The 26,650-nt window shown below is 65.7% G+C and carries 24 protein-coding genes and 1 tRNA gene; 8 read left to right on the forward strand and 17 right to left on the reverse strand.

Annotated features, from left to right (window positions below):
* Window positions 1–23 precede the first annotated feature (23 nt).
* The 11 genes from AX692_RS16935 to AX692_RS16980 form a co-directional block, all read right to left on the reverse strand.
* Window positions 24–1,658 (reverse strand): GMC family oxidoreductase, encoded by a 1,635-nt coding sequence (locus AX692_RS16935; RefSeq protein WP_081095414.1) that lies wholly within the window; start codon window positions 1,656–1,658, stop codon window positions 24–26.
* Window positions 1,659–1,734: 76 nt separating this feature from the next.
* Window positions 1,735–3,159, reverse strand: coding sequence for an aldehyde dehydrogenase family protein (locus tag AX692_RS16940; RefSeq protein WP_157228455.1), 1,425 nt, complete (start codon window positions 3,157–3,159; stop codon window positions 1,735–1,737).
* Between the two features lies 1 nt (window position 3,160).
* A complete protein-coding gene (locus AX692_RS20340) occupies window positions 3,161–3,304 on the reverse strand; it encodes a hypothetical protein (RefSeq protein WP_168196078.1) in 144 nt (47 codons plus the stop codon).
* An 86-nt stretch (window positions 3,305–3,390) separates the two neighbouring features.
* A complete protein-coding gene (locus tag AX692_RS16945; protein WP_066114294.1) occupies window positions 3,391–5,934 on the reverse strand; it encodes a TonB-dependent receptor in 2,544 nt (847 codons plus the stop codon).
* Window positions 5,935–6,438: 504 nt separating this feature from the next.
* The gene (locus AX692_RS16950; protein WP_081095415.1) at window positions 6,439–7,764 is read right to left on the reverse strand and encodes a tyrosine-type recombinase/integrase; all 1,326 of its coding nucleotides are present in this window, start codon (window positions 7,762–7,764) and stop codon (window positions 6,439–6,441) included.
* Between the two features lie 190 nt (window positions 7,765–7,954).
* Window positions 7,955–8,031: transfer RNA gene (locus tag AX692_RS16955), tRNA-Met, on the reverse strand.
* A gap of 109 nt (window positions 8,032–8,140) precedes the next feature.
* Window positions 8,141–8,719: a 2'-5' RNA ligase family protein gene (locus AX692_RS16960; protein ID WP_230959505.1), complete on the reverse strand. Its 579-nt coding sequence runs from the start codon at window positions 8,717–8,719 to the stop codon at window positions 8,141–8,143.
* Window positions 8,683–9,648 (reverse strand): endolytic transglycosylase MltG, encoded by a 966-nt coding sequence (mltG, locus tag AX692_RS16965; protein WP_073974837.1) that lies wholly within the window; start codon window positions 9,646–9,648, stop codon window positions 8,683–8,685. The genes AX692_RS16960 and mltG overlap by 37 nt, the downstream gene beginning before the upstream one ends.
* 4 nt (window positions 9,649–9,652) lie before the next feature.
* A complete protein-coding gene (gene fabF, locus AX692_RS16970) occupies window positions 9,653–10,912 on the reverse strand; it encodes a beta-ketoacyl-ACP synthase II (protein WP_073974838.1) in 1,260 nt (419 codons plus the stop codon).
* 229 nt (window positions 10,913–11,141) lie between these two features.
* Window positions 11,142–11,378, reverse strand: a complete 237-nt coding sequence (locus AX692_RS16975) for an acyl carrier protein (protein ID WP_017666217.1) — start codon at window positions 11,376–11,378, stop codon at window positions 11,142–11,144.
* Window positions 11,379–11,460: 82 nt separating this feature from the next.
* A complete protein-coding gene (locus tag AX692_RS16980) occupies window positions 11,461–12,447 on the reverse strand; it encodes a tetratricopeptide repeat protein (protein WP_073976970.1) in 987 nt (328 codons plus the stop codon).
* A 124-nt stretch (window positions 12,448–12,571) separates the two neighbouring features.
* Between AX692_RS16980 and AX692_RS16985 the strand changes: the two genes are divergently transcribed.
* Window positions 12,572–13,591 carry a histone deacetylase family protein gene (locus AX692_RS16985; RefSeq protein WP_073974840.1) on the forward strand — a complete coding sequence of 340 codons (1,020 nt, stop codon included), beginning with the start codon at window positions 12,572–12,574 and terminating at the stop codon, window positions 13,589–13,591.
* Window positions 13,592–13,602: 11 nt separating this feature from the next.
* On the opposite strand, the gene aspS is transcribed toward AX692_RS16985, so the two are convergent.
* A complete protein-coding gene (gene aspS, locus AX692_RS16990; protein WP_073974841.1) occupies window positions 13,603–15,396 on the reverse strand; it encodes an aspartate--tRNA ligase in 1,794 nt (597 codons plus the stop codon).
* Between the two features lie 186 nt (window positions 15,397–15,582).
* On the opposite strand from aspS, the gene rnd reads away from it, so the two are divergent.
* The gene (gene rnd / locus AX692_RS16995; RefSeq protein WP_073974842.1) at window positions 15,583–16,797 is read left to right on the forward strand and encodes a ribonuclease D; all 1,215 of its coding nucleotides are present in this window, start codon (window positions 15,583–15,585) and stop codon (window positions 16,795–16,797) included.
* A 10-nt stretch (window positions 16,798–16,807) separates the two neighbouring features.
* Window positions 16,808–17,704, forward strand: a complete 897-nt coding sequence (locus AX692_RS17000) for a hydrogen peroxide-inducible genes activator (protein ID WP_073974851.1) — start codon at window positions 16,808–16,810, stop codon at window positions 17,702–17,704.
* A gap of 6 nt (window positions 17,705–17,710) precedes the next feature.
* On the opposite strand, the gene AX692_RS17005 is transcribed toward AX692_RS17000, so the two are convergent.
* Window positions 17,711–18,049, reverse strand: a complete 339-nt coding sequence (locus AX692_RS17005; RefSeq protein WP_073974843.1) for a hypothetical protein — start codon at window positions 18,047–18,049, stop codon at window positions 17,711–17,713.
* A gap of 73 nt (window positions 18,050–18,122) precedes the next feature.
* Window positions 18,123–18,731 carry a CDP-diacylglycerol--glycerol-3-phosphate 3-phosphatidyltransferase gene (gene pgsA, locus AX692_RS17010; protein WP_073974844.1) on the reverse strand — a complete coding sequence of 203 codons (609 nt, stop codon included), beginning with the start codon at window positions 18,729–18,731 and terminating at the stop codon, window positions 18,123–18,125.
* Between the two features lie 169 nt (window positions 18,732–18,900).
* On the opposite strand from pgsA, the gene AX692_RS17015 reads away from it, so the two are divergent.
* Window positions 18,901–20,220 carry an MFS transporter gene (locus AX692_RS17015; protein WP_073974845.1) on the forward strand — a complete coding sequence of 440 codons (1,320 nt, stop codon included), beginning with the start codon at window positions 18,901–18,903 and terminating at the stop codon, window positions 20,218–20,220.
* Between the two features lie 7 nt (window positions 20,221–20,227).
* Here the strand turns inward: AX692_RS17015 and AX692_RS17020 are convergent, their stop codons facing one another.
* A complete protein-coding gene (locus tag AX692_RS17020; RefSeq protein WP_073974846.1) occupies window positions 20,228–20,419 on the reverse strand; it encodes a hypothetical protein in 192 nt (63 codons plus the stop codon).
* 159 nt (window positions 20,420–20,578) lie between these two features.
* Here AX692_RS17020 and AX692_RS17025 point away from each other — a divergent pair, with 159 nt between their 5' ends.
* On the forward strand, window positions 20,579–22,258 hold the full coding sequence (locus AX692_RS17025) for a thiamine pyrophosphate-binding protein (protein WP_073974847.1): 1,680 nt from the start codon (window positions 20,579–20,581) through the stop codon (window positions 22,256–22,258).
* A gap of 64 nt (window positions 22,259–22,322) precedes the next feature.
* On the opposite strand, the gene AX692_RS17030 is transcribed toward AX692_RS17025, so the two are convergent.
* Both AX692_RS17030 and AX692_RS17035 read right to left on the reverse strand, forming a co-directional pair.
* The gene (locus tag AX692_RS17030; protein WP_073974848.1) at window positions 22,323–22,490 is read right to left on the reverse strand and encodes a general stress protein CsbD; all 168 of its coding nucleotides are present in this window, start codon (window positions 22,488–22,490) and stop codon (window positions 22,323–22,325) included.
* Window positions 22,491–22,609: 119 nt separating this feature from the next.
* The gene (locus AX692_RS17035; RefSeq protein WP_073974849.1) at window positions 22,610–23,017 is read right to left on the reverse strand and encodes an EVE domain-containing protein; all 408 of its coding nucleotides are present in this window, start codon (window positions 23,015–23,017) and stop codon (window positions 22,610–22,612) included.
* A 182-nt stretch (window positions 23,018–23,199) separates the two neighbouring features.
* Here AX692_RS17035 and AX692_RS17040 point away from each other — a divergent pair, with 182 nt between their 5' ends.
* From AX692_RS17040 to AX692_RS17050, 3 genes are all read left to right on the forward strand, one after another.
* Window positions 23,200–24,861, forward strand: coding sequence for a putative bifunctional diguanylate cyclase/phosphodiesterase (locus tag AX692_RS17040; protein ID WP_073974852.1), 1,662 nt, complete (start codon window positions 23,200–23,202; stop codon window positions 24,859–24,861).
* Window positions 24,862–24,939: 78 nt separating this feature from the next.
* Window positions 24,940–25,746 (forward strand): diaminopimelate epimerase, encoded by an 807-nt coding sequence (gene dapF / locus AX692_RS17045; protein ID WP_073974853.1) that lies wholly within the window; start codon window positions 24,940–24,942, stop codon window positions 25,744–25,746.
* 32 nt (window positions 25,747–25,778) lie between these two features.
* On the forward strand, window positions 25,779–26,650 hold an 872-nt coding region (locus AX692_RS17050), incomplete at its 3' end, for a radical SAM protein (protein WP_230960986.1).

Genomic DNA, 26,650 nt, shown 5'->3' on the forward strand with positions numbered 1-26,650 from the left:
CAGCATTGATCCAATCGTCCAATTCAATATTCTGCGATGCTATTCTTGCTGCTCATATTATCGTGCCGGATCATGTCGGCGGCTTTCTCGCCGATCATGATGCAGGTTGCATTGGTGTTGCCGTTGACGATTGATGGCATGATCGAGGCATCGGCCACGCGGATATTTGCGAGGCCGTGAACGCGCAGGCGGTTGTCGACCACCGCCATCTCGTCGGTGCCCATCTTGCATGTTCCCACCGGATGATAAGCATGATTGGCTTCTGCCCGGATATAGGCGTCGATCTCTTCATCAGTTTCAAGGTAGCGGTCAGGATAGAGAGGCCGTTTCATCATCGCCTTCATGCGATCCGAATGCAGGATCTCCTGCACGACACGGAAGGCATTGCGCAACGTCTTGAGGTCGTCGGGATGACTCAAGAGATTGAGGTCTATCTTGGGATCGGATTCGGGGTTTGAGTCATGTAAGGCAACCCAGCCGCGGCTCTTTGGGCGCCCAATATTGAGAATGATCGTATAGCCCCATTTCGTCATCAGCTTGTAGTCGCGCGCATGGTCGCGATAGGCGAGCGGCACGACATGGACCTGGCAGTCCGCCCGGTTCTGCCCCGGCGCGGATCGCAAGAAACCGCCTGCAGCCGTGGGCGGCGATGCCAGCCAGCTTTTCCTTTGCGTGAGATACTGGAATAGGTCTCGCACGGTCTTGAGCGCGCCAACGACATTGAGTGCGATCCCGAGCCGCTTCTTCGACTGGTAGACCAGCATCAGGTCAGGATGGTCGTGAAGATTCTGGCCGACACCGGGAATATCATGAATCACTTCGATTCCATGCTTCTCCAACTCATCACGCGGTCCGATACCGGAAAGCATCAACAGTTGGGGCGAATTATAGGCGCCGCCGCTGACAATGACTTCCTTTTCGCACGGGATCGTCTTCAACTGCCCGTCCTGGGAATACTCGACTGCCACCGCGCGGTTGCCCTCAAACCTGATACGATGGACGCGGGCATGTACTTCGACGCGGAGGTTGCCGCGCCTGCCCATCACCGGATCAAGGTAACACGCCTTCACGCTGGCGCGCTTCCCGTCCTTCACGGTAAACTGATAGATGCCGACACCTTCCTGGCTGGCACCATTGAAGTCCGGATTGGCTGGATGGTCCAGTCCAGTCGCCGCCTCGATGAAAGCATCATAGACATCGAATTCGCGCTTGCCGTTGGATACGTGAAGCGGTCCCGACGAGCCGTGAAACTCATCCTCACCGCGCTCATTATTCTCAGCCTTGCGGAAATAGGGCAGGACATCGTTGTAACCCCAGCCGTCGTTGCCGAGTTCGGCCCAGTGGTCGAAATCCGACCGGTCGCCGCGGATATAGACCATCCCGTTCATACCGCTCGATCCACCCAGCATCTTCCCGCGCGGATTGTAGAGGCGGCGGTCGTTGAGCGCCTTTGAAGGGTCGGTGTTGAACCGCCAGTTGAGCGTATTGATCCGATAGTCTTGGATCAGCGCCGCAAAAGCGCCGGGCGTGGACACAAGCGGCGAGGTGCCTGGGCCGCCTGCCTCGAGCAGGCAAACGGTGACATCGGGGTCCTCGGACAACCGGCTGGCGATAACGCCGCCCGACGACCCACCTCCAATAATTACATAGTCAGCCATTTGCTTCCCTTGTCATTCGACCCATGCTGGCGACCCGGCGTCATGCAACATGCCAGCATCAACCGCCGCAGCCACGTCAGAGGATCTTTTCGAAGATGTTGAGTAGTCCTTCGGTCTTGCTCGAATAGGGTGGCAGAAGTTGACCAAGCAGGCTGAGTTTCGGCTGAGAGAACACCGGCTTGTAATGAGTGAAGCGCTCGAAACTGGCGACGCCGGTATAGGCACCGATGCCGCTCTGTCCGATGCCACCGAAAGGCAGCCGGCGCTGGAAGACGTGCATGACCGTGCCGTTGAGAGTCACGCCGCCAGCGTGCGTTTCGGAAATGATCTTGCGCCGTTCCTCACTTTCGTCGCCAAAATAATAGAGCGCCAGCGGGCGCTCATGCCGGTTTACGTAGCGAATGAGCTCGTCTTCGGAGCGATATGGCATGATCGGCAGGATCGGTCCGAAAATCTCCTCCTGCATCATCGCCATGTCATCGGTAACGTCGAGAACCGCCAACGGCACGATCCGATGCCGTTCAGGAAGCGTTCCATCGCCGTTGTCCGAGAGGTTGAGCACCGTCGCGCCCTTGGCTTCGGCATCATCGAGCAAACCTTGGAGCCGCGCGAACTGTCGGTCATTGATGATACTGGTGAAATCGGGGTTGCTTGCCGCGTTGGGGTAGCATTTGGCAACCTGAGCGCGGAGTGCGGCGACGAAGCTTTCCATCTGATCGACATGGACGAAGGCATAGTCAGCGGCGATGCAGGTCTGGCCGGCGTTGAGCAGCTTGCCGAACACTAAGCTTTCACAGACTTGTGCAAGCGATGCACCCTTGCCCACGATGGCAGGGCATTTGCCGCCAAGTTCCAGAGTAACAGGTGTAAGGTTGGCAGCCGCCGCTTCATAGACTTTGCGGCCAACCGCGGGTGAACCGGTGAAGAGAATATGGTCGAAAGGTAGGGCCGTCATCGCCTGTGCCATGTCGGGCCCGCCCTGGACAATCGCGAATTCCTCTTCGGCGAAATACCGGCGCACAAGCCGCTCGCTGGCTTCGGCGGCGTTGGCGGAAACTTCGCTCGGCTTTGCGATCACGCGGTTGCCGGCCGCCAATGCACCGGCCGCGCCAACGAATATGGTGCCGAGCGGATAGTTCCACGTGCCGAGAACGCCCACCACACCTAGGGGCTGGGGGACCAGGCGCGATGAACCGGGAAGGCCGAAGATGTCAGTCTTCACCCGCCGCGGCCTCAGCCACGTCTTCAGATTGCGGCGCGCAAATTTAATTTCCGATATGCCAAGCATCAGGTCGAGCAGGATAGTCTCGTAGCGGGATCGAATGCCGAAATCGGCGGCAACGGCATCGACCAATTCGTCTCTGTGCTGCTCAAATATCCGGCCAAGGCGCCCGAGCAGGTCCATGCGTTCTTCGTAGCTGCGCGAAACCTGCTCACGCGTCCCTTCGCGTTGGGTCGCGAAAATTCGTTCCAGCTCAGTTCTGTTCCGAGACGCATCCACGTTAAATCGTCCGGAGGCGCGCTGGCCGCTCGGCGCTGCTCGCCTGGGCGGTGCTTTCAGCTGCGCCGATCTCAGTGATCACAGCGCGCTCGATTCTGTACGCCGTGCCGATGAATGAGGGACCGTTGCCGGTGGAACGCATCATGGATACTCCTCGGTCTGAAAGTCAGGTCGAAAAAATCGGGGGCAGCGGGCGGGAGAGGATGCCCGCCGCCCCCGTCGCAGCAGCGATCAGAACTTGACTGTCGCCTCGACGCCATAGGTCCGGGGGAAGCCGCGGTTCAGATAATCGAGCCCGAACACGTTGATGTTCAAGCCATAGGTGTAATAATATTCGTCGAACAGGTTCTTCGCCCACAGGCTGACCGACACATTCTCGCGTTCGTAGGTCAGCCTGCCATTGACCAGCCAATAGCTGGGATTGCCGCAGGAAATGTCGGGGCCGGCGAGCGTGATGTTCGATCCCGGCGGCGGCGCATCGCAGGGATCCTGGCCGTAATTGCCGAACGGATCGAAGAAATAGCGGCCGGTATAGGACGCATCGCCGCGCAGCGTGACCTTGTTCTTGCCATCATCCAGGACCGTCCAGTCAGATCCCAGGCGGAAGCTGAAGCGCGGCGCATTGGGAAAGGGATTGCCGTTGACGTTCAGCGTCGGACTGGACGGATCGGTCGGATCGATCACATTGCCCTTGTAGCGGCTGTTGAGATAGCTCAGCGACCCATCCAGCCGCAGCCGGCCGGTTGCCTGCCAGGTCAGCTCCGCCTCGCCGCCGAACAGCCGCCCGTCCGAACTGCGGGTGAAGGTGGTCGCGCCGACCACCTGGGTCACCTGATGGTTCGAATAATCGTAGTAGAAACCGGCCAGGTTCAGCTGCACCCGCCGGTCGAACAGCCGGGTCTTGAGGCCCAGCTCATAGGCGTTCACCTTTTCCGGCTGGATGTAATAGACCTGGTTGACGCCCTGATAGGCAAGGCCGTTGAAGCTGCCGCTGCGATAGCCGCGGCTGTACTGGGCATAGCCCAGGATATCGTCGGCAAAATCATAGCTGACATTGACCCGGCCGGTCAGCCGGTTGGCATCGCGCCGCTGTTCCAGCGGGGTAAGGTTCGGGTTGTACGGGTTGCTGTACGGGATCAGGTTGACCACCGGCGTGGCGCCGTCCAGCCCGTAGATGAACGTGCTGCCGTTCAGATAGTTGACCTCGTCCCAGGTATAGCGCGCGCCGACCGCGATGGTCAGCTTGTCGGTCGCCTTCCAGGTCACATCGCCATAGACGGCGATCGACGGCCGCTCGATATCGTAGCGCTGTTCGCCCAGGATCGGCGTGAAGGGCGGTGCCCCGGCACCGGCACAGGCCGCCGAGAACGCGCCGCCGGCGCCGCCATTGCCGGTATTGTTGATGGCGATGTCGGTCTGCAGCGCGACCAGCGAGCGCGCGTCGAGAAAGCCGTTCGGATTGATCTCCACCGGCGCGCAGAACCCGGCATCGCCCGGCTGAAGCGTCGGATCGAGCGCGAAGGCGGGCAGGAAGCGGATCGCATCGGGCGTGCCGATCGCGGCGTTGTTGAAATTCCCGGGCAGTCCGGCACCCAGCAACAGCGGACGGAGCACCCCGAAAAAGTCCGGATAGTTGACCGTCTTGACCTTGTCCCGGCCGTAGTAAAAGCCGCCGATAATGTCGAAGCTGTCATTGGTGTAGCTGAAGCGCAGGTCCTGGTTGAAATTCTTGCTGGTCGAGGTGAAGCCGATCGAGCACAGATCGGCGGGGCCACCGTCGCAATCGTCGGGATTGTTGATATAGTCGCCGGTGTCGAAGCCGGTGATCGACGTGATCGAAAAGGCGTCGGTCACATCCCAGTTGACGGTAAAGGCCACGCCCTGGGTCTTGCTGACATTGCGGCCGATCCGGTCGACCGCCACCTCGTCTTCGCCCAGCAACCGGCCGCCCAGGAACGGCTGCGGATCGAACCGCGAATAGCCCAGCGCGTCCTGGCGTCCCGCCAGCTGGCCGCCGGCATAGGGCGCGGTGCCCCAGGGATCGTCCTTGGCGGCGTACAGTTTCAGGTTGATGTCGACATCGGGATCGGGCTGCCAGCGGATCGAGAGGCGTCCGCCGATCGTGTCGGTGGTGCCCAGATCGCGTTCGTTGCCCGGCAGGACGTTGCGTTGCCAGCCGTCGCCCTCGGCAAACGTGCCGGCGATGCGGACGCCCAGCACGTCCGGCACCAGCGTCGCTTCGGCCGCACCCTGCAGCGTGAAAGTCTGGTAATTGCCATAGCCGGCGGTGACATAGCCGTTGGAATCGCGCAATTCGGGCTTGCGCGTGAAGAAGCTGATCGCGCCGCCGGTGGTGTTGCGGCCGTACAGCGTGCCCTGCGGACCACGCAGCACCTCGACCCGGTCGATATCGTACAGCTGCAGGCCATGACTGGCGCGGAAGCTTTGATAGACCTCGTCGACATAGACCCCGACCGGCGAAGCGGTCGATGCCGAAAATTCGTTCGCCACCGAAATCCCGCGCAGCGCGAAATTGGGCTGGGTGCGGCCATAGGGCGTGGTCACCTGCAGGCTGGGAATCGCGCCGACCAGATCGGAGGTTTCGGTGATGCCGCGCGATTGCAGGTCGGCGCCGCCGATCGCCGAGACCGCCGCCGGCACATCCTGCAAATTCTGTTCGCGCTTCTGCGCCGTGACGACGATTGTCTCAAGGCCACCTTCCTGCGCCTCGGGCTTTTCGCCCTGCGATGCAGCGTCCTGGGCATGTGCCGGCACTGCAAGCGCACACGCGATCGATAGCGCGGTGGCACAAAGCAAATTTGTCCTAAAGGCTGTGACCATGACTGTCCTCCCCACGGCATTTTTTGATTTGGCGCCATTTGCCGCGCCTTGGGGCTCATCGTCCAATTCAATTTGTTGGCGAACTATTCCTCCCACTCATTGATTAAGGACTGATGAGCCTGCACCGCTGACGCTTCGTGGCGACGCAAATAACCCCATATATTTCATTGAATTAGTCACGCTGAGCGCGTCCATCGGGACGGATGCGCGCGTTCTGCTCGCCCCAATCGAGCCCTTCCAGACGATGTATCGGCGTAATTGGCGGTCCCGGCGGTTTCCCTTGTCGAGTTGCAAGGGGAATCAGCTATGATGAGATGTAGTGAGATACGGTTTCTTGGAGTTCATTCTACTATTCGCGGATGCATCTAAGTAGCTGATATTTCTAACAACTATGGCAGAAAACCGCGCCTCTAAATCGGCGGTTCTGACTTTTGAGGCTCATCGCGAAGCCGCCCGAAGGGGGCGTTGCCAATACGGCTGTCTCTGGTCGCTTGGTGGCAGGTGCTGGATGGGAGCGGAACAGCGCATGAATTGTGAGAACTCGATAGGATTCTTCTCGACATTCGACACTGCGGTTGCCGCGTCGATCACGTCGGCCCAGTCTTGGAGCATCCGCCTTCGCGGTGTGAGATAGAGCGCACTGTTGTAAGCGCCGCGCACCTCATCCTCGTCCTCGTGAGCGAGCGCCATCTCGATCCAATCCGGCTTGTAGCGTTCGGCTTCGTTCGCCCAGGTCGAGCCGAGCCCCCTAAACCCATGTACCGTCTGCCGATGGAGATACCCCATCCGATAACAGGCATAGATCATGGTGTTCTCGGAAATAGACTTTCCAGGCTTGGCTCCGGGAAAGAGGAACGCATCGTTCGTCGCCTGCAAGCGGCGCTGAACGATCATTGCGGCCTGGCGGGACAGCGGAACAAGATGCTCACGTTCCATCTTCATGCGCTCCGGCGACAGACGCCATAGCGGGTTCGGTCCATAGAGATCCTCGAACTCGTCCCTGGCCGCGAAGCGGGTTTCGCTGGTTCGGACCCATGTGAGCAAGGTGAACAGCAGCGCGTCACGGGTGATCTCGCGGCGGCGCGGCGTGTCCTCGCCGTCATAGGCGAAGATCGCTCGCACCAGCTTCGGAAACTCCGCGAGCGGCACGCGCGCCATGTGCCTGACGGGCGGCTTGGGCTTGAGCGCATCGTTGAGGCCGAGCGTCGGATCGATGGTCGCCCAGCCGCTCGCGATCGCGAAGCGATAGATCTGGCTGACGTTCTGCTTGAGGCGACGGGCGATATCGAGGGCGCCGCGCGCTTCGACCGCGCGGATCATCTCGAGAATCTCGGGCGGGTCGATTTCCGTGATCGGACGCTTCCCGATGACCGGAAAGACGTCGCGCTCCATCCGGTTGATGACGCGCAGGGCATGGGCCGAGTCCAGCCCTTCAATACGATTGGCGTGCCAGGCCCGCGCAATCTCTTCGAACAGCTTGAGCGCGGCCCTCTGCTTCTTCGCCCGCTTCCTGGCCTCGGCGGGGTCCTCACCCTGATCGAGCAGCCGCTTGGCTTCGGTCCGCTTCTCGCGGGCGATCGCCAGCGTGACGGTCGGATATTTGCCGAAGCTCAGCAGTTTTTCCTTGCCGTCGAAGCGGTATTTCAGGCGCCAGAGCTTCGATCCGTTCGGCTGGACGAGCAGGTGCAGGCCTTCTCCATCGGACAGCTTGTAGGGGCGCTGCCGCTTGGTGGCGTATTTGACCTCAAGTTCTTTCAAAGCCATCTGGGGGTATCGCCTGTTTTGGGGACAGCCGAAAAATACCCCCAAAATACCCCCAATCCAAATCGCCGTGGGTGGCCGCAGCCGGTCGCACCGGGACGCCGGCGTACGCAACGGGACGCGAAAAATATTTGATTTTCCTCGAAAAATGTCTGCCAGTGGCCTCAGTGGGTCACTGGTGGACAATCCGGGTTGGTAGCGGAGGAGGGACTCGAACCCCCGACACGCGGATTATGATTCCGCTGCTCTAACCGGCTGAGCTACTCCGCCCCATGGGGCAACCGGCGCTGGCGGGCCGGATCGGACACGGGTCTTCCCCGTGCGAGGCGCGCCATTAGGGCGGTGCGGGCGCGGGGTCAAGCCCCGTTGCAAGCGCGCCTCACAGCCGCGCGCGTCCGCGGAAGGCGCAGGTCTTGATCTCTTCCCACGGCCCTCCGCAATAGCGGTGCAGCGCGAGCGCGGGGAAGGTGAAGGCGCCCTTGGCGACCCACGGCGCAAGCAGCGCCGGGAGCGTTGCCTGGAGCGCGCGCGCCTCCTCCTTGGTCACCTTGTTCTGGATCGTGATGTGCGGGCGCGGCTCGTAAAGATCCTGAGTGGTGAGGCTGCCGCGGAAATGCTCGGCCACCCCCGCGCGCAGGGCGAGCAGCTGCGGTGCAGCGAGCGCGATCGCGGTGCCCTTGCCCAGATCCATCACCCCCTTCACCGCCCCCTCGGGCGCGGCGAATTCGGCGGCGAGCCGGGGGAGGTAGTTGCGCAGCTCCTCGAGCAGCGAGGGCGCGAAGGCGTGGAACAGCGTCACGTGCGCGTGGAGATGGTTCTTCTCGGACGGATAATGCGCGCGCCGGAGCCCTTCGGCGAAGGCCTGCAGATCGCGCGGCAGGACAGCGGTGAGGATGAAGGGCTGCGGAATCGCCCTACCCCCTACATCTCTCCCCGCTCGCGGCGGATCGCGTACCACTTGGCGACATTGGCATTGTGCTCGGCCAGCGTGTCGGCGAACCAGTGCCCCCCCGTTCCGTCGGCGACCATGAACAGCGCGGCCGTCGTCTCGGGGTTCATCACCGCCGCGATGCTGGCGCGGCCGGGGTTGGTGATCGGCCCCTCGGGCAGGCCCGTGCGGGTATAGGTGTTGTAGCCGTTGACCGCGGCGATCTCGGACTGGTTGATCCGGCGCCCGAGCGGCTTGCCCCTGGTGATCGGGTAGATGATCGTCGGGTCGGCCTGCAGCTTCATGCCGGTGCGCACGCGATTGGAATAGAGCCCGGCGACCATCCGGCGCTCCTCGGGCTTGCCGGTTTCCTTCTCGACGATCGAGGCGAGGATCAGCGCGTCGCGCATCGTGTCGACCGCGATGCCGGGGCTGCGCTTGGCCCATTCCTCGGCCAGCGCGCGGTCCATCGCCGCCTGCATCTGTTCGACCAGCTTGGCGCGCGGCTGGCCGCGCTCGAAGCTGTAAGTGTCGGGCAGGATCGAGCCTTCGGGCGGCACCGGGATCTCGCCTGTGAGCAGTTCCTCGCCCATCAGCCGTTCCCACACGAGGATCGAGGGCATGCCTTCGGGGATGGTGACGAAGCGGCGGATCACGTCGCCCGACTGGAAGGCGGCGAGGATGTCGCCCTGGCTCATGCCGGGGGTCAGCAGGAATTCGCCTGCCTGGATCGGCGCGTCTGATCCGAAAATGCGGGCCTGGAGCGTAAAGCCGGAGGCCGAGGTGATCAGCCCCTCGGCCTCGAGCTTGGCCGCGACCGTGCCGACCGAGGCGCCTGCGGGGATCGTGAAAGGCGTGTCCTTCGTGATCGTCGCCGATCCGAGGAAGGTCCACGCCAGCACCAGCCCCGCCGCGGCAAGGCCCAGCACCAGCAGCACGAGACCCCGCAGACGTGTCACGGTGTCAGCCCAGCTTCTGCATGATGATCGAGGCGTTGGTGCCGCCGAAGCCGAAGGAATTGTTGAGGACCGCACGCACTTCGCGCTTCTTCGCCACCAGCGGCACGAGGTCGATGCCTTCGGTGCCTTCGTCGGGATCGTGGAGGTTCAGCGTCGGCGGCACGATCCCGTCGCGCATCGCGAGGATGCAGAAGATCGCCTCGACCGCGCCCGCGCCGCCGAGCAGGTGGCCGATCGCGCTCTTGGTCGAGGACATCGACGCGCCGCCGAGATCATCGCCCAGCACGCGCTTGATCGCGGCGAGTTCGATGGTGTCGGCCATGGTCGAGGTGCCGTGGGCGTTGATGTAGTCGATGTCGCCCGGGCCGAGGCCGGCCTTCCTGAGCGCCATGCGCATCGCCAGTTCCGCGCCGCGGCCCTCGGGGTGCGGGGCGGTGACGTGGTAGGCATCGCCCGACAGGCCATAGCCGGTCACTTCGGCATAGATCTTGGCCCCGCGCGCCTTGGCCCGCTCGTATTCCTCGAGCACGAGCACGCCCGCGCCCTCGCCCATGACGAAGCCGTCACGGTTCCGGTCATAGGGGCGGCTGGCTTCCTTGGGCCGGTCGTTCATGCTCATGTTGAGCGCGCGCGCCTGGGCGAAGCCGGCGATGCCGAGCGGGTTGACGGTGCTTTCCGAGCCGCCCGCCAGCATGATGTCGGCATCGTCGGCCATGATCATCCGCGCCGCATCGCCGATCGAGTGCGCGCCGGTCGAGCAGGCGGTGACAACCGCGTGGTTGGGCCCCATGAAGCCGTACTTGATCTGCACCTGGCCGGTGATGAGGTTGATGAGGCGTCCGTGGACGAAGTGCGGGCTGACGCGCCCGGGCCCGCGTTCGTGGAGGTTGACGCTCTCGATCTCGATCCCCGGCAGGCCGCCTATCCCTGAACCGATCGAGCAGCCGGTGCGCTCCTTTTCGGCCTGGGTCATGTCGGTGAGGCCGGCATCTTCCAGCGCCTGCCCTGCGGCATCGATGCCGTAGACGATGAAGGGATCGACCTGGCGCTGCACCTTGTGATCGACACGCTTGTCGGGATCGAAGCCCCAGGGGTGATCCTTGGGCTTGACCTCGCAGGCGATGGTGCATTTCTGGTTCGAGGTGTCGAAGCGGGTGATCTGCCCCGCCCCGCTTTCACCGGCAATGAGGTTCGCCCAGGAGGTCTCGACGTCGCCACCAAGAGGGGTGACAAGACCAAGGCCGGTAACAACCACACGGCGCATTCGCATTCTCCGCAAGAGAGCCGGCTGCCTGCGACAGGAGGCCGGATCGTAAACAGGGGCCGGCACACCAGATGGCGCGGGGCTCCGAAATAGCAACAGGCCCAACCCCCGAAGGGCTGAGCCTGTTTAGGCCCTGATCCGTGCCTCGGCAAAGGGATTGCCGGAAAATCGACCCGCCTTTTCCCCCGAGGGACGGCAGGCAGGCGCGGACACCGGGGCGGCTTGGACCTTAGCCCTTGTGTTCTTCGATGTACTTGGTGGCGTCGCCGACCGTGGTGATCTTCTCGGCCGCATCGTCGGGGATTTCGACGCCGAATTCCTCTTCGAAGGCCATCACCAGCTCGACGATATCGAGGCTGTCCGCGCCGAGATCGTCGATGAAGCTCGCATCCTGGGTGACCTTGTCCGCCTCGACGCCGAGATGCTCGACGACAATCTTTGCCACCCGGTCGGCAGTATCGCTCATGGTATTCCCTCTTGAAACTGGGGTTAGATAAGTCGCCCCCGCCCTAATGAAGGGCTGCGCGATGCGCAAGTGGGCATGACGTTCAGCGTGGCTCGTCGCCGTAACGAATGGAAAGCTGCCGCTCGGCACGGCGGCGCGAGGCGATCCGGGCAAGGCCCTCCTGCGGCTCGAGCTTGCGCGGGCTGATCGCAAGGGCATCCTGATACAGGCGCTCCGCCGCCTCGAGATCGCCCTCCCCCTCCCGGCACAGGCCGATGTTGAAGAGGATGGTGACGCTTTGCGGGTTGTTCGGCTGCAAGGCCTCGAAGGCGCGGCAGGCCCCGGCAACGTCGTTCTTGGTGAGCTTGAGCGCGGCGCGGAAGGCGGTCTGGTCGGGCTTCGACATCCCCTCGCGGCTTTCGAGCACCCGGATCGTGTCATAGCGCTGGATCGGCGCGAGATCGATGCGCACCGCCTCGGCGAACTGGCGGGCGAGCTCCTCGGCCATCGAATCGACCGGGGGGCTGCCCTCCTCGTCCTTGCAGAAGCGGCGGCTGGTGACGAGCTGGTCGCCCTTGCCGTAGAGCAGCTCGCCCTCGCGCGAGACCAGCCGCACCTCAGGCCGCAAGGTCACCTCGCGGGCGCGGCAGGGGATGTCGACCTTCTTTTTCTCGATGCACTTGTCGCGTTCGTCCCGGGCGGCGCATTCCTCGACCTGCTTGGTGCCGTCGTCGCGGTCGCGCCACGAGAGCTCGGCGATGCCGCGCATGACCGCGTCCGCGTCGCCGCGATAGGCGGCCGGGTCCGCGTCGCGGTCATAGGTGTAGGTGGTGCCGCGCGGGGGCTCCGAGAAGGTCAGCTCGAACCACGGACGCCCCTCGATCACCGCCCCGCGCAGCGCGCTGTCGATGGCGAAGGCGAGCCGCTCGCCGCCGCGTCCGGCAAAGCCCGAGATGGCGATCGAGCGGGCGCGCGAGGGCGCGTCGGTGCCCGCGGCATAGATGCCCTCGACCGGCAGGGTCTCGGCCTGCACCCCGCCCGCGCAGCCCAGCCCTGCCAGACCCGTTCCGATCATCACCCAGAATCGCATTGCCGCCCCCTTGCCTCCCCTGCTCGACCGCCGATGTCGCAGCCTTCACCGCTGCAAACAACCAACATTCGTCGCCGTGCCGCGCATCTTGCCACGCCGGGCCAGCCCATGCCAAGCAGGCCCGATGCTGACCTTCGCCTCCCCGCGCCAGACGGCGCATGATCCGGCCCGCGAACTGATGAATGGCGGGTGGATGAACCATGCCGAAACGCCCGCGCGCTTCGCATCGATGCTCGCCGCCCTGCCCGGCGAGGCGCGCGCGCCGGCCGATCACGGCCTTGCTGCGATCCTTGCCGTGCACGATCCCGATTACGTCGCGTTCCTCGAGTGCGCGCACGCGCAGTGGCTGGCCGCCGGGCGCGAAGGCGATGCCATCGGCTATGCCTTCCCGGTGCGCGGGCGGCGGCCCCTCACCCTCGACCGGATCGACGCCAAGCTCGGCCGATACGGCTTCGATGCAGGCACGCCGATCACGGCGGGGTCGTGGGAGGCGGCCTATTGGGGCGCGCAGGCGGCACTGGGCGCGTTCGAAGCGGTCGCGGCGGGCGAGGTGCGGCAGGCCTTCGCGCTGTGCCGCCCGCCCGGGCACCATGCTGGGGCGGATTATTACGGCGGCTATTGCTACCTCAACAACGCCGCGATCGCCGCGCGGGCGGCGGCGTATCGGGGCATGGGGCCGGTGGCGGTGCTCGATGTCGACTACCACCACGGCAACGGCACGCAGGATATCTTCTACGAGGACGCGGAGGTGCTGTTCGTTTCGATCCACGCCGATCCCGTGATGGACTACCCCTATTACTGGGGCCACGCCGACGAACGCGGAGCGGGAGCAGGCAAAGGCGCGACGCTGAACCTGCCGCTGGCGCGCGGGACGATCTGGGCGGGGTATGAGCGCGCGCTCGGCACGGCGCTGGCGGCGGTCGCCGCCTTCGCTCCGCGCACGCTGATCGTCAGCTACGGCGCAGATACCTTCGCGACCGATCCGATCTCGCACTTCAGGCTCACGACCGATGACATGCACCGCATCGGCGCCGGGATCGCATCGCTGGCCCTGCCGACCGTCACGGTGATGGAGGGCGGCTACGATGTCGCGGCGCTGGGCCGCAACGTCGCCGCCTTCCTCGCCGGGCTGGAGGGCGGTTAGGCCCCCTCCCCTCAGCCAGCCGTCGGCTTGGCCTGCGGCTCGACCACCCGCAGGTGCAGCTCGCGCAGCGCCCGGGGCTCGGCCGGGCTCGGCGCGCCCATCAGCAGGTCCTCGGCGCGCTGGTTCATCGGGAAGAGCGAGATCTCGCGCAGGTTCTTGGCGCCGCACAGCAGCATAATGATCCGGTCGACCCCCGCGGCCATCCCCCCGTGCGGCGGGGCGCCGTACTGGAAGGCGCGGTACATGCCGCCGAAGCGCTCCTCGACATCGCCCTGCGAGAGCCCGACGATCTCGAAGGCCTTGACCATGGTTTCGGGCTTGTGGTTGCGGATCGAGCCCGAGGCGATCTCGTAGCCGTTGCAAACGAGGTCGTACTGGAAGGCCTTGATGGTCAGCGGGTCCTGCCCCGTCAGCGCCTCGATCCCGCCCTGCGGCATCGAGAAGGGGTTGTGGGAGAAGTCGACCTTCTTCTCGTCCTCGTTCCACTCGTAGAAGGGGAAGTCGACGATCCAGCACAGCGCGAAGCGGCTTTCGTCGACGAGGCCGAGTTCCTCGCCCACGCGGATGCGCGCGGCGCCGGCGAGTTTGGCCGCGTCAGCTGCCTTGCCGGCGGCGAAGAACAACCCGTCGTTCTCGCCGAGGCCGAGTTCGGCGTAGAGTTCCGCCATCCGGTCAGGCCCGTGGTTCTTGGCGATCGGGCCGCCGAACTCGCCACCCTTGCGGGTCACGTAGCCGAGGCCCGCATAGCCTTCCTTGCGCGCCCAGTCGTTCATGTCGTCGAAGAACTTGCGGCTCTTCTCGTGGGTCGCGGGCGCGGGGATGACGCGCACGACGCCGCCCGAACCAACGATCTTCTCGAACAGACCGAAGCCCGACTGGGTGAAGTGCGAGGAGACGTCCGAGATAATCAGCGGGTTGCGCAGATCGGGCTTGTCGCTGCCATACTTCAGCATCGCCTCGTCATAGGGGATGCGCGGGAACTCGCCCGCCGGGGTCACCTGCTTGTCGCCCGCAAACGCCGCAAAAGTGCCCTGGATGACGGGCTCCATCGTCTCCCACACCTCTTCCTGAGTCACAAAACTCATCTCGAGGTCGAGCTGGTAGAACTCGCCCGGCAGACGGTCGGCGCGGGGGTCCTCGTCGCGGAAGCAGGGGGCGATCTGGAAATAGCGGTCGAAGCCCGCCACCATCAGCAGCTGCTTGTACTGCTGCGGCGCCTGCGGGAGCGCGTAGAACTTGCCCGCGTGGATGCGGCTCGGCACGAGGAAGTCGCGCGCGCCTTCGGGCGAAGACGCGGTGAGAATGGGGGTCGAGAACTCGTTGAAACCGGCTGCGTTCATCCGCGCGCGCATGTCGGCGATCACCGCCACGCGGGTCATGATGTTCTTATGCAGGGTCTCGCGGCGCAGATCGAGGAAGCGGTACTTGAGGCGGATGTCCTCGGGGTAAGGCTGCTCGTCGGCGACCGGCATCGGCAGTTCTTCCGCCGCGCTCTGCACCGTCACGCCTTGGGCGAACACCTCGATCGCGCCGGTCGCGAGGTTGGCGTTGACCGTCTCGGCCACGCGCGCCTTGACCTCGCCCTCGATGGTGACGACGCTCTCGACGCGCAGGCTTTCGAGCACCGGCAGTGCCGCACTGTCGCTGTCGGCGACGATCTGGGTGATCCCGTAATGATCGCGCAGGTCGACGAACAGCACACCCCCGTGGTCGCGCTTGCGATGAACCCAGCCCGACAGGCGGACAGTCTCGCCCACGTGATCCGAAGAAAGCTGTGCGCAAGTATGCGTGCGGTAGGGGTGCATCTAAACTCTTGTCCTGTTGGCGGCTATGACGCTAGGGCGCGCAGGCGCGTTCGGAGCCCGGGCTCCGCCGTCGGCGCGCTAACAGGGCAAGCCCGCCACTTTGTCAAGCCACGCATGGCAAGGGGGTCGGACATAGTGGGATCGATCCCGAGGGCGGCACTCCGCCCGTTTTGAAGCAAGAAGAACATGAAAATCCATCCGCTGATCACCACCACCGAGGCCCTCTCCGACCTCTGCGAACGCCTTGCGAAGTCCGATTTCGTCGCGGTCGACACCGAATTCATGCGCGAGAACACCTATTGGCCCGAGCTGTGCCTTGTGCAGATCGCCAACAGCGAAGAAGCCGCCGCGATCGATCCGATGGCCGACGGGATCGACCTTGCGCCCCTGCTCGACCTGCTCACCGAGAACGAGGACGTGCTCAAGGTCTTCCACGCCGGGGGGCAGGATGTCGAGATCATCGTCAACCTCACCGGCAAGACCCCGCACCCCATCTTCGACACCCAGATCGCGATGATGGCGATCAGCCAGTCCGAACAGATCGGCTATGCCAACCTCGTCGAGACCTGGGTGGGCCTCACCATCGACAAGGGCGCGCGCTTCACCGACTGGAGCCGCCGCCCGCTCACCGACCGGCAGATCGAATATGCCATCGGCGACGTCACGCATCTTGCAGGAATCTTCCCCAAGATCCTGAAGAAGCTGGTCAAGACCGGGCGCGGCCTGTGGCTCGATGCGGAGATGGAGAAGCTCGCCGATCCGTCGAACTACCTCACCGATCCCGGCGTCGCCTGGAAGCGCATCCGCCAGCCGGGGCGCAATCCGCAGGTGCTCGGGCGGATGAAGGCGCTCGCGGCCTGGCGCGAGAGCGAAGCGCAGCACAAGAACATCCCGCGCGGCCGGATCATGCGCGACGAGACGCTGGCCGACATCGCCAGCCACCCGCCCAAGACGCAGAGCGACCTCGCCAAGGTGCGCGGGCTCTCCCCGGCGTGGAAGGACAACGACATCGGCAAGCGCCTGATGAAGGTGCTGGCCGAGGCCGAGCCCCTGCCCAAATCCGAGATGCCCGAGAAGATCAAGCAGGGCGCACCGCTCGGCAAGGAGGGCGCGCTTGTTGCCGATCTCTTGAAGCTCCTGCTCAAGATCCGCGCCCGCGAGATCGACGTCGCCCCGCGCCTGCTCACCCGCGCCGACGAGATGGAGGCGCTGGCGGCGGGCGTGCGCAAGCTGCCGGTGCTCGAAGGCTGGCGCTACGAGGTGTTCGGCAAGGACGCCCTTGACCTCGTCGAGGGCAAGCTCGCCTTCGCGGTCGAGAAAGGGCGGCTCAAGATGACCCATATCGATGATGTGGTGGTGCCCGAGCCGGCGCCCGAAGCCGATCCGCTGGCGGCGGAATAGCGCGCGGGCCGTGTCCACTTACCTCCCCACTATCAAGCAGTTGCAATATCTCGTGGCGCTCCACGAGCACGGGCATTTCGGCAAGGCGGCCGATGCCAGCTTCGTGTCGCAGTCGACGCTCTCGGCCGGGATCCGCGAGCTCGAATCGCTGCTTGGGGTGACACTGGTCGAACGCTCGCGCCGGGTGGTGCGCTTTACCGCGCTCGGCGAGCAGGTGGTGGCCAAGGCCAACCGGCTGCTGCGCGAGGCGGAGGAGCTCGCTGATCTGGTGCAGGCCGCAGGCAAGCCGCTGGTGGGCGAGTTGCGCATGAGCGTCATCCCGACCATCGCGCCCTTCCTGCTCCCGCGCATGCTCCCGCGCCTGAAGCGCGAGCGGCCCGAGCTCAAGCTGATGCTGCGCGAGGAGACCAGCCACGACGCGCTCGAATCGCTGAGCCACGGGCGGGTCGATTGCGTGCTGCTCGCCCTGCCCTTCGACACCGGCGACGCGGCGATCGCGCATATTGCCGACGACCGGCTGTTCGTCGCCTTTCCCAAGGATGACCCGCGCGATCCGCCCGCGACCATCAAGCCCGCGATGATCGATCAGGGGCGGCTGCTGCTGCTCGAGGACGGCCACTGCCTGCGCGACCATGCGCTGGCTGCCTGTAGCCGCTCGGAGCTGCGCGCCAGTGCGGCGATGATCGGCACGAGCCTGCACACGCTGGTGCAGCTGGTCGACAACGACCTCGGCCTCACCATGCTTCCCGAGATGGCGCTGAAGGCGGGCATCCTCGCCGGCACGCAGGTGGTCGCGCGCCCGGTCGACAGCCCCACCGCCAAGCGCGAGATCGTGCTGGCATGGCGCAAGAACAGTCCGCGCGAGGCCGATTTCCTGCTGCTGGCCGAGGAATTGCGGGCGGGTTGAACCCGCTCAGCACTCCACCAGAACGAAGCTCATCGCGAGGGTCGCGGCCATGGCGATGCGCATGCGGCGCGAAGGCGCTGCCAGCGCCGGGCAGGCTGCGGGCTCGGCCGCGCCTCGGACGTCATAGGCCGCCAGCATTGCCAGCTCGCCAAGCTCGCGCCGCTCCATGTCACCCACCATCCCGTGCACATCCTCGGCGAGCAGTTCGGCATCCCCGATCAGCGCCGAGGCGCGGGTGAAATCGCCGCGCGCCAAGGCATCACGCGCTTCTCGCTGAAGGCGCCGCGCGTGGTTCGCCAATTGTCCGACAAAGTCGCCGTCACGGCGTGTCGATTCCGATCCCATGCGCCAAGGTGTAACCCGATGCCGCCCCCCGCTTCCAGTGCGAAACGTGCAAGCGTCCGGGCGACGTTGCGACTCAATCCATGTGCTTGAGGCCGACGCGGAGGTAATCCCAGCCGGTGATGCAGGTCAGCACCGCGGCGGTCCACAGCGAAACGAGGCCGACAAGGTGCACCCAGCTCTGCGCGATCGTGGCGCAGGCCTCGCCCACCGACTGGCACGGCTGCCCGTGCACGGCCCCGCCGAGGATCAGCGCGCCCAGTGACACCAGCTGGAAGGTGGTCTTCCATTTGGCCAGCCGCGACACCGGCACCGAGACCTGGATCCCGCCCAGAAACTCGCGCAGGCCCGAGACCGCGATCTCGCGCACCAGGATCACCAGCCCGGCGATCACGTGGATATCGCCCGCATAGGGACCGCGCAGATAGCCTTGCGCGGTCAGCACCAGAATCACCGCCGCCACCATGATCTTGTCGGCGATCGGATCGAGGAAGATCCCGAGCTTCGAGACCGTCCCCTGCGCGCGGGCGAGGTAGCCGTCGAAGAAATCCGTGATCGCGATCACGCAATAGAGCACGAAACCAACAAGATAGCCCGCGCGCCACTCGGGCCACCACAGGAAGAAGGCCAGCAGCGGCACCGCGAAGATGCGGCTACAGGTGAGGATGTTGGGCAGGCTCGACATAGGTTTCCCCCGCCCCCTCTAGCCGCTTGCGGCCCCGCGCAAAACCCCTGCTCGGATAAACCCGCCCGGCAGGCCCGCCTCCGCCGCCGCACGGTTTGCGGACTTGTGAAACCGCGCCCCCGCGCTATGTCGCTCGTAACTCGAAGGGAAGCCCCAGCGTAACACCCGCATGACCACATCGCTCCAACTCATGGGCAAGCGCCGCTTTGCGCCGCTGTTCGTCACCCAGCTGCTCAACGCGCTCAACGACAATCTCTACAAGAACGCGATGGTGCTGTTCATCGTGTACCAGCTCTATGATTCGCCCGAGATGGAGACGCTGGTGAGCGGGGTGGCGACGGCGCTGTTCGTGCTGCCCTTCGTGCTGTTTTCGGCAACCTCGGGCCAGCTGGCCGACATGCGCGACAAGACCGGCATCATCCGCTGGATCAAGTTCGCCGAGATCATCATCATGGCGGGCGGCGCCGCCGGGCTGCTGCTCGCCGCGCAAGGCATGATGGTCGAGACCGTGGCGATCCCGCTGATGTTCGCCGCGCTCTTCGCGATGGGGGTCCATTCGACCTTTTTCGGCCCGATCAAATACGCGATCCTGCCCCAGCATCTCGAGGATCACGAGGTGCTCGCGGGCACCGGGCTGGTCGAGGCGGGGACCTATGTGGCGATCCTCACCGGCATGATCCTCGCCGCCGTCCTTACGGTGGGCCAGAGCACGGTCGCGGTCATCGCCATAGCGCTGGTCGGCTATGCGGTGTGCCGCTTCGTCCCGGCCGCCCCGCCGCAGAGCCGCGACGTGACGGTCGAGTGGAACCCGATCCGCGCCTCGCGCTCGCTGGTCGCCTTCTCGATGCGCAATCTCGAGCTGCGCTACGCGGTGCTGGCGATCAGCTTCTTCTGGGCGATCGCGGCGATCCTGGGCGTGCAGTTCTTCCCGCTCGCCAAGAACGTGCTGCTCGCCGACAAGCAGGTGGCGATGGTGATGCTGGTGGCCTTTTCGGCCGGCATCGCGATCGGATCGGTGGCGATCAACGCGCTGCTCAAGGGCGAGATTTCCGCGCGCCACTCGCCGGTCTCGGTGCTGGTGATGGGAGCGCTGCTGATCGGGTTCTACCTGATCTGCCGGATGTGGGACTTGCAGCCTTCGGGCGAGCTGTTCACCGTGACGGAGTTCCTCGCCCAGCCGCTCGCGCTGCTGCTGGTCGCCAACCTGCTGCTGATCGCGGTGGCGGGCGGCATGTTCGTGGTGCCGCTCTATGCCTTTCTGACGACGCGGGTGGAAAAGTCCGAAGCCTCGCGCTCGGTCGCGGCGAACAACTTCATCTCCTCGGTCTTCATGGCCACGGGAGCGGCGATCGCCGGCGTGCTCGGCTTCCTCGGCATCCCGCTGGCCGAGCAATTGCTGCTGAGCCTCGCGCTGTGCCTGCTCTCGGCTCATCTCGCGCGCAAGCTCTACCGGGTGGAAACGCGGCGGGTTGCCGCCGCTGCCGCCTAGGGGTTCCTCAGATGATGAAGGCGAACACCGCGAGCGTCACCGCGACATAGGTGCTGGCGACGCCGCGCACGTCGTCGATCGTCAGCCGCCATAGGCTCTCGGCCGGGATCGGGATCAGGTCGCGCTTGACATGCGGCGGCAGACTCATGCGGAACCAGTGGCGGGCGGTCTCATCGGTGAGAACCAGGCTGCGGCGCATCTTCGCGAGTCTCCGGGTGGCAGGTCGTGCCAGTTTTAAGACTTTCTTAACCTTTGGAAACGGTTTGCGGCAGGTGTGTCGCAGCGTGGGACAGGGCGCGTTTGCGCCGCCCCGCTCTCGGCGTTAGAGCCGCCCGCAGACGACGGGAGAGTTTTTGCCATGACCGATTCCACCCGCAGCGCAGCCGCCCTGCTGGTCGATTGCCTCGCCGCCCAGGGGTGCGAGCGGATCTTCACCGTGCCGGGCGAAAGCTTCCTCAGCGTCCTCGATGCACTGCCCGACCGGCCCGAGATCGCGGTCGTCACCTGCCGTCAGGAAGGCGGGGTCGCCTTCATGGCCTGCGCCGACGGGGCGATGACGGGCGCTCCGGGAATCGCCTTCGTCACCCGCGGCCCGGGCGCGACCAATGCGTCGATCGGCCTCCATGTGGCCCATCAGGATTCGCAGCCGATGATCCTGTTCGTCGGCGATGTCGCGCGCGGGGCGCAGGGGCGCGAGGGGTTCCAGGAGGTCGATTTCACCGCCTTCTTCTCGCCCATCTGCAAGTGGGCGGCGCGGATCGATGATCCGCTGCGCATCCCCGAATACATCGCCCGCGCCCATGCGACCGCGATCAGCGGTCGGCCCGGGCCGGTGGTGCTGGCCCTGCCCGAAGACATGCTGGTCGAAGAGGTGCCCGCGAGCCTCGCCCCGCGCCCGCAGGCGCTGCGCCCGGCGCAGGCGGTCTGCCCCGACGCGATGCGCGCGCTGTTCGACATGATCGCCGATGCGGCGAGCCCCATCGCGATCATCGGCGGCGCGGGGTGGAACGCCAAGGCGCGCCACTACTTCCAGCAATTTGCGGAAGGGATCGGACTGCCGGTGGCGACCGCCTTCCGCCGTCAGGACGCGATTGCGCCCGAATCGCCCGTCTATGCCGGCAACCTCGGCTACGGGCCGAACCCCCAGCTGGTCGAGCGGGTCAGGAATGCCGACCTCGTGATCGCTGTCGGTGCAAGGCTCGGCGAGGCGACGACCGACGGCTACACCGTCCCCACGCTCGAGCACCCCGGCCAGACGCTGGTCCACATCCACCCCGACCCCGAGGAACTCGGCCGCGTCTACCGCACCGACCTCGCGTTGTGCTGCGCGGTCGACGAATTCGCCGAATGCGCGGCGCTGTGGGATCATTCCGACATCATCCCCTTCGATGCCGGGGCCGAGGCGCACGCCGAGTGGCTCGCCTGGTCCACCCCGCAACCTTCGGACGCGGCGATGGACCTTGCGGCCTGCGTCGGTGCGATGCGCGCCATGCTCCCCGCCGACACGATCATCTGCAACGGCGCGGGCAATTTCGCCGGATGGTGGCACCGCTACTGGCGCTACCAGGCCTATCCCGGCCAGCTCGCCCCGACCTGCGGCGCGATGGGATATGGCGTCCCCGCCGCGGTTGCTGCCGCGCTGCGCTTCCCCGAGCGAACGGTGGTTGCCGTGGCGGGGGACGGGGACTTCCTGATGAACGGACAGGAACTTGCCACTGCCGCGCAATATGGCGCGAACCTCATCGTGGTGGTGGTCGACAACGGCGCCTATGGCACGATCCGCATGCACCAGGAGCGCGAATATCCAGGCCGGATCTCGGCAACCGCGCTCGCCAATCCCGATTTCGCGATGCTGGGCGCAGCTTACGGGGCGTGGAGCGCGCGGGCGACGACCACGGCGGAATTCATCGCCGCGCTCGACGAGGCCAGGGGGCGCAGCGGCATCCGCCTGATCCACGCGCTCACCGATCTCGAGCGCATCGCAGCGAGCGGCGCGACCATCTCCGGCCTGCGCGCGCGGGCCAATCGCACCGCCTGACGCGCGAAAGGGCCGCCCCTCGCAAAAGAGGAGCGGCCCTTCGGCTTTTCAGACGGGCAGTCGATCAGGCGCGGTTGACGACGCCCTTGACCTCGCCCTTGAGCCGGTCACCCTTGCCTTCGACTTCCTGCTTGCGGCCCTCGGCACGGGTCTCAGGGTCGGCCGAGCGCTGCTTGGCCTCGCCGATCGTTTCCTTGACGGCGCCCTTGGCCTTGTCGTTGAATTCACCCATGATAACCTCCTGTGTTAAACCAATGTATTTAGTGGTTTTTCACAAGATTTACGGGCCTGGCGCAGCTTCGTTCCCCAATCCGGGGCAAACGGTGGCCGCAGCGCGGCAGGCGCCGGGATTCAGGCTCCCGCCATCTCCCGGATCACGGCCCATTCCTCCGGCGTCACCGCGCACACCGAAAGGCGCGAGAGGCGAATGAGCTGCATCTCTGCCAGCCGCGGCTCGGCCTTGATCGCCGCGAGCGTCACGGCCCGCGGGAACTTCTCCTTCGCCTTGAGCTTCACCGCCGCCCACTTGCCGGTCTCGTCGGTCGGATCGCCGATGCCGGTGACGGTGATCTCGGCGATCCCGACGATCTCGAGACCCTCGCGGCTGTGATAGAAGAACGCCTCGTCCCCCGGCTGCATCGCCATCAGGTTGTTGCGCGCAAGATAGTTGCGCACCCCGTCCCACGTCCCTTCGCCCTCGGCGACAAGATCGTCCCAGCTGTATTTGAAGGGTTCGGATTTCATCAGCCAGTAGGCCATTTTACGCGCGTGCTCCCATGCGAATGACGCGCCCCGATAGACCGCCGGGCGGCCGCTCGCCAAGCCCTGCCGATTAACCCGATGTTTAGCGCAATCTGCGATGAACCGCCGATAGAGGGCAAGGGGCACGCTACGGGATCTCCCTGCTCCACGGCTGCATGGCGAGGCAAGAGGCGACGGTCTTGACGGAGCACGAACCAGACAATCCGCTCGGAGCGGCCGAACGCGACATCATCGCCCTCGGAATTGCCACGGCCTCGATCATCCTGCTGGTCGGCACCGGGGGCACGGTGATGCCGCAGGTGATGGCCGTGCTGACCGGCGACGGAGACGCGCCCAACGTCATCCTCGTCAATGCCCTGCTGCTCAACATCGCCTTGGTCATCTTCGGCTGGCGGCGCTACCGCGAACTCACCCGCGAGATCGAGGAACGTCGCCGCGCCGAGGCCCGCGCCCGGCTGCTGGCGGCCACCGATCCGCTCACCGGCTGTCTCAACCGCCGGTCGATGTTCGAGGCAACCGAGGAACTGCGCGCGCGCGCCGCGATCCGCGGAGAGGCGATCGTCTATTGCATGATCGATCTCGACAATTTCAAGCAGATCAACGATATGCACGGGCATACGGCGGGCGATGCGGTGCTGGTGATGCTGTGCGAGCGGGTCCGCGCACTGCTCCCGCGCGAGGCGCGGCTGGCGCGGCTGGGGGGCGACGAATTCGCCTTCGTCATGCCGTTCCCGGCCGGCCACGCCGACCGGGTCGACGATCTCGTCATCCGCCTGTTCGAAAGCCTCGCCCAGCCCTTCCGCATGCCCGAGCTGACGGTCGACCTGACCCTGTCGATCGGCCTTGCCGCCGATCACGACGCCGATGGCACGATCGGCCCGGTGGTCGATGCTGCCACGCTGATGCACCGCGCGGACATGGCGCTCTACCACGCCAAGAAGCAGGGCCGGAACCGCTACTTCTGGTTCGAGCCCAGCATGGAAAGCGAGCTGCGCTTTCGCAACCAGCTCGAAACCGGCATCCGCCGCGGCCTCGCGCGCGGCGAGTTCGTGCCCTTCTACGAACAGCAGGTCGATCTCGACACCGGCGCGCTGGTCGGCTTCGAGATGCTCGCCCGCTGGCGCTCGCCGCAGCTCGGCCTCATCAGCCCCGAAATCTTTGTGCCGATCGCCGAGGAGATCGGCCTCATCAACGAGATGTCGGAACGCCTGATCGAACAGGCCCTTGCCGACGCGCGCGAGTGGGACGACCGGCTCACGCTCTCGGTCAACATCTCGCCGGTGCAGCTGCGCGACCCGTGGTTCGCCCAGCGCATCCTCAAGAAGCTGGTCGCCGCCGGCTTCCCGCCGCAGCGGCTCGAGATCGAGATCACCGAGAGCTGCCTGCACGAGAATATCGGCCTCGTGCGCTCGATGATCATGTCCCTGCGCAACCAGGGCGTGCAGATCGCGCTCCACGATTTCGGCACCGGCTATTCGAGCTTGGAGCAACTGCGCAGCCTGCCCTTCGACCGCATCAAGATCGACCGCAGCTTCGTGAGCGAGCTCAAGGCACCGGGTGGCAGCTCGCGGCTGGTCGAGGCGATCGTCTCGCTGGGACGCGGGCTCGATCTGCCGCTGACGGCCGAGGGCGTGGAGGACGAGGAAATCCTCAAGGCGCTGAAGTCGATGGGTCGGCTCAAGGCGCAGGGCTATTTCTACGGCCTGCCCGAGGACTCCGAGGCTGTCCGCACGCGGTTGCGAGCGGCGGGGATGCTCACGGGCAATGGCGGCGCGGGCGTGCCAGCAACCCGCAAGGCCGGCGAGGACGCACAGGCGCTCCACCGCATCGCCCGCCCCTGAACCCGCCCGGGGACTGGACGCGCGGCCCCTGCGTGCATAGATGCTCGCCCAGTGAGCGAGACCATTCCTTTCATCAAGATGCACGGGCTCGGCAACGACTTCGTGGTGATCGACGCGCGCACGGCCGCGCTGCCGGGTGCGATGACCGCGGCGATTGCCCGCGCCCTGGCCGACCGGCGGACCGGGATCGGCTGCGACCAGCTGATCCTGCTCGAGCCGAGCGAGGCGCAAGACTTCCGCGTGCGGTTCTTCAATGCCGATGGCAGCGAGGCCGGAGCCTGCGGCAATGGCAGCCGCGCGGTGGCCCTGCTCCACGGAACGCCTGCGACGGTCGAGACCGGCGGCGGGCCGATCGCGCTCGAACCGCTGGAAGCGGGCGCGCGGGTCGACATGGGCGCCGCGCGATTCGACTGGGAGGCCATTCCGCTGGCCTACCCGATGGACACGGCGCGCATGCCGGTCGGGTGGGAGACGCTCGAAGGCCCGATGGCGGTCAATGTCGGCAATCCGCACGTGGTCTTCTTCGTCGATGACGCCCTTGCGGTCGAGCTCGAGCGGCTCGGGCCGGTCATCGAGCACGACCCGCTGTTCCCCGAGCGTGTCAACGTCAATGTCGCGAGCCTTGCGGGGCCCGACCACCTCCACCTGCGCGTATGGGAGCGCGGCGCCGGCCTCACCCGCGCCTGCGGCACCGGCGCCTGCGCCACTGCGGTCGCGGCGATCCGCCGCGGGCTGGTGCGCAGCCCCGTGCGCGTCACCCTCCCGGGCGGCGACCTCGTGATCGCGTGGGAGCCCTCCGGCACCATCGTGATGAGCGGGCCGGCCGCGACCAGCTTTCGCGGCACCTTCGCCTGGGACGACTACGCAGCGGGCGCTGCAACTTGAACGCGCCCACGATCATCAGTCTGGGCTGCCGCATGAACATCGCGGAGAGCGAGCGGATGCGCGCGATGCTGGCGGGCGAGGACGATCTGGTCGTGGTCAATTCCTGCGCGGTCACCGCCGAGGCGCTGCGCCAGACCCGGCAGGCGATTCGCCGCGCGCGCCGCGATCACCCGCAAGCGCGGCTGGTGGTGACGGGCTGTGCGGCGGAGATCGACCGCGCCGCGATCGGCGCGATGGATGAGGTCGACGCGCTGGTCGCCAACGCCGCCAAGCTCGATCCGCGCGCGTGGAACGTGCCGGGCGAAGCGCCACCCCTCGCCCCGGCCCGCACCCGCGCCTTCGTCGCGGTGCAGAACGGCTGCGATCATGCCTGCACCTTCTGCGTCATTCCGCAAGGGCGGGGCGCGAGCCGGTCGCTGACGGTGCCGCGGGTGCTCGGCGAGATCGGGGCCCATCTGGCGGCGGGCGCGCGCGAGGTGGTGTTGACCGGCGTCGATCTCACCTCCTGGGGCCATGATCTGCCCGGTTCCCCGCGGCTCGGCGCGCTGGTCGCAGCGATCCTCGCGGCCTTCCCCGCCCTTTCCCGCCTGCGCCTTTCATCGGTTGACGGGATCGAGATCGACCCGTTGCTGTTCGACCTCCTCGCGGGCGAGACGCGGGTGATGCCGCACCTCCACCTCTCGCTCCAGCACGGGGCGGACCTGATCCTCAAGCGCATGAAGCGGCGGCACCTCAGGGCGGACGCGGTTGAACTGGTGGCGCGGCTGAAGGCGCTGCGCCCGGAGATCGCGGTGGGGGCGGACCTGATCGCCGGCTTCCCGACCGAGACCGCGGCGCACCATGCCGAGAACCTCGCCATCATCGACGAACTGGACATCGTCCACGCCCACGTCTTCCCCTACTC

Source organism: Erythrobacter donghaensis, assembly GCF_001557325.1.
GTDB lineage: Bacteria > Pseudomonadota > Alphaproteobacteria > Sphingomonadales > Sphingomonadaceae > Erythrobacter > Erythrobacter donghaensis_B.

Bases quoted from the DNA above. Each gene is read 5' to 3' on its own strand.
- AX692_RS16935 (WP_081095414.1), bottom strand. From the start codon at position 1,658: ATGGCTGACTATGTAATTATTGGAGGTGGGTCGTCGGGCGGCGTTATC.
- AX692_RS20340 (WP_168196078.1), bottom strand. From the start codon at position 3,304: ATGATGCGTTCCACCGGCAACGGTCCCTCATTCATCGGCACGGCGTAC.
- AX692_RS16950 (WP_081095415.1), bottom strand. From the start codon at position 7,764: ATGGCTTTGAAAGAACTTGAGGTCAAATACGCCACCAAGCGGCAGCGC.
- fabF (WP_073974838.1), bottom strand. From the start codon at position 10,912: ATGCGCCGTGTGGTTGTTACCGGCCTTGGTCTTGTCACCCCTCTTGGT.
- AX692_RS16975 (WP_017666217.1), bottom strand. From the start codon at position 11,378: ATGAGCGATACTGCCGACCGGGTGGCAAAGATTGTCGTCGAGCATCTC.
- AX692_RS16980 (WP_073976970.1), bottom strand. From the start codon at position 12,447: ATGCGATTCTGGGTGATGATCGGAACGGGTCTGGCAGGGCTGGGCTGC.
- AX692_RS16985 (WP_073974840.1), top strand. From the start codon at position 12,572: ATGCTGACCTTCGCCTCCCCGCGCCAGACGGCGCATGATCCGGCCCGC.
- aspS (WP_073974841.1), bottom strand. From the start codon at position 15,396: ATGCACCCCTACCGCACGCATACTTGCGCACAGCTTTCTTCGGATCAC.
- rnd (WP_073974842.1), top strand. From the start codon at position 15,583: ATGAAAATCCATCCGCTGATCACCACCACCGAGGCCCTCTCCGACCTC.
- AX692_RS17005 (WP_073974843.1), bottom strand. From the start codon at position 18,049: ATGGGATCGGAATCGACACGCCGTGACGGCGACTTTGTCGGACAATTG.
- pgsA (WP_073974844.1), bottom strand. From the start codon at position 18,731: ATGTCGAGCCTGCCCAACATCCTCACCTGTAGCCGCATCTTCGCGGTG.
- AX692_RS17015 (WP_073974845.1), top strand. From the start codon at position 18,901: ATGACCACATCGCTCCAACTCATGGGCAAGCGCCGCTTTGCGCCGCTG.
- AX692_RS17020 (WP_073974846.1), bottom strand. From the start codon at position 20,419: ATGCGCCGCAGCCTGGTTCTCACCGATGAGACCGCCCGCCACTGGTTC.
- AX692_RS17025 (WP_073974847.1), top strand. From the start codon at position 20,579: ATGACCGATTCCACCCGCAGCGCAGCCGCCCTGCTGGTCGATTGCCTC.
- AX692_RS17030 (WP_073974848.1), bottom strand. From the start codon at position 22,490: ATGGGTGAATTCAACGACAAGGCCAAGGGCGCCGTCAAGGAAACGATC.
- AX692_RS17035 (WP_073974849.1), bottom strand. From the start codon at position 23,017: ATGGCCTACTGGCTGATGAAATCCGAACCCTTCAAATACAGCTGGGAC.
- dapF (WP_073974853.1), top strand. From the start codon at position 24,940: ATGCACGGGCTCGGCAACGACTTCGTGGTGATCGACGCGCGCACGGCC.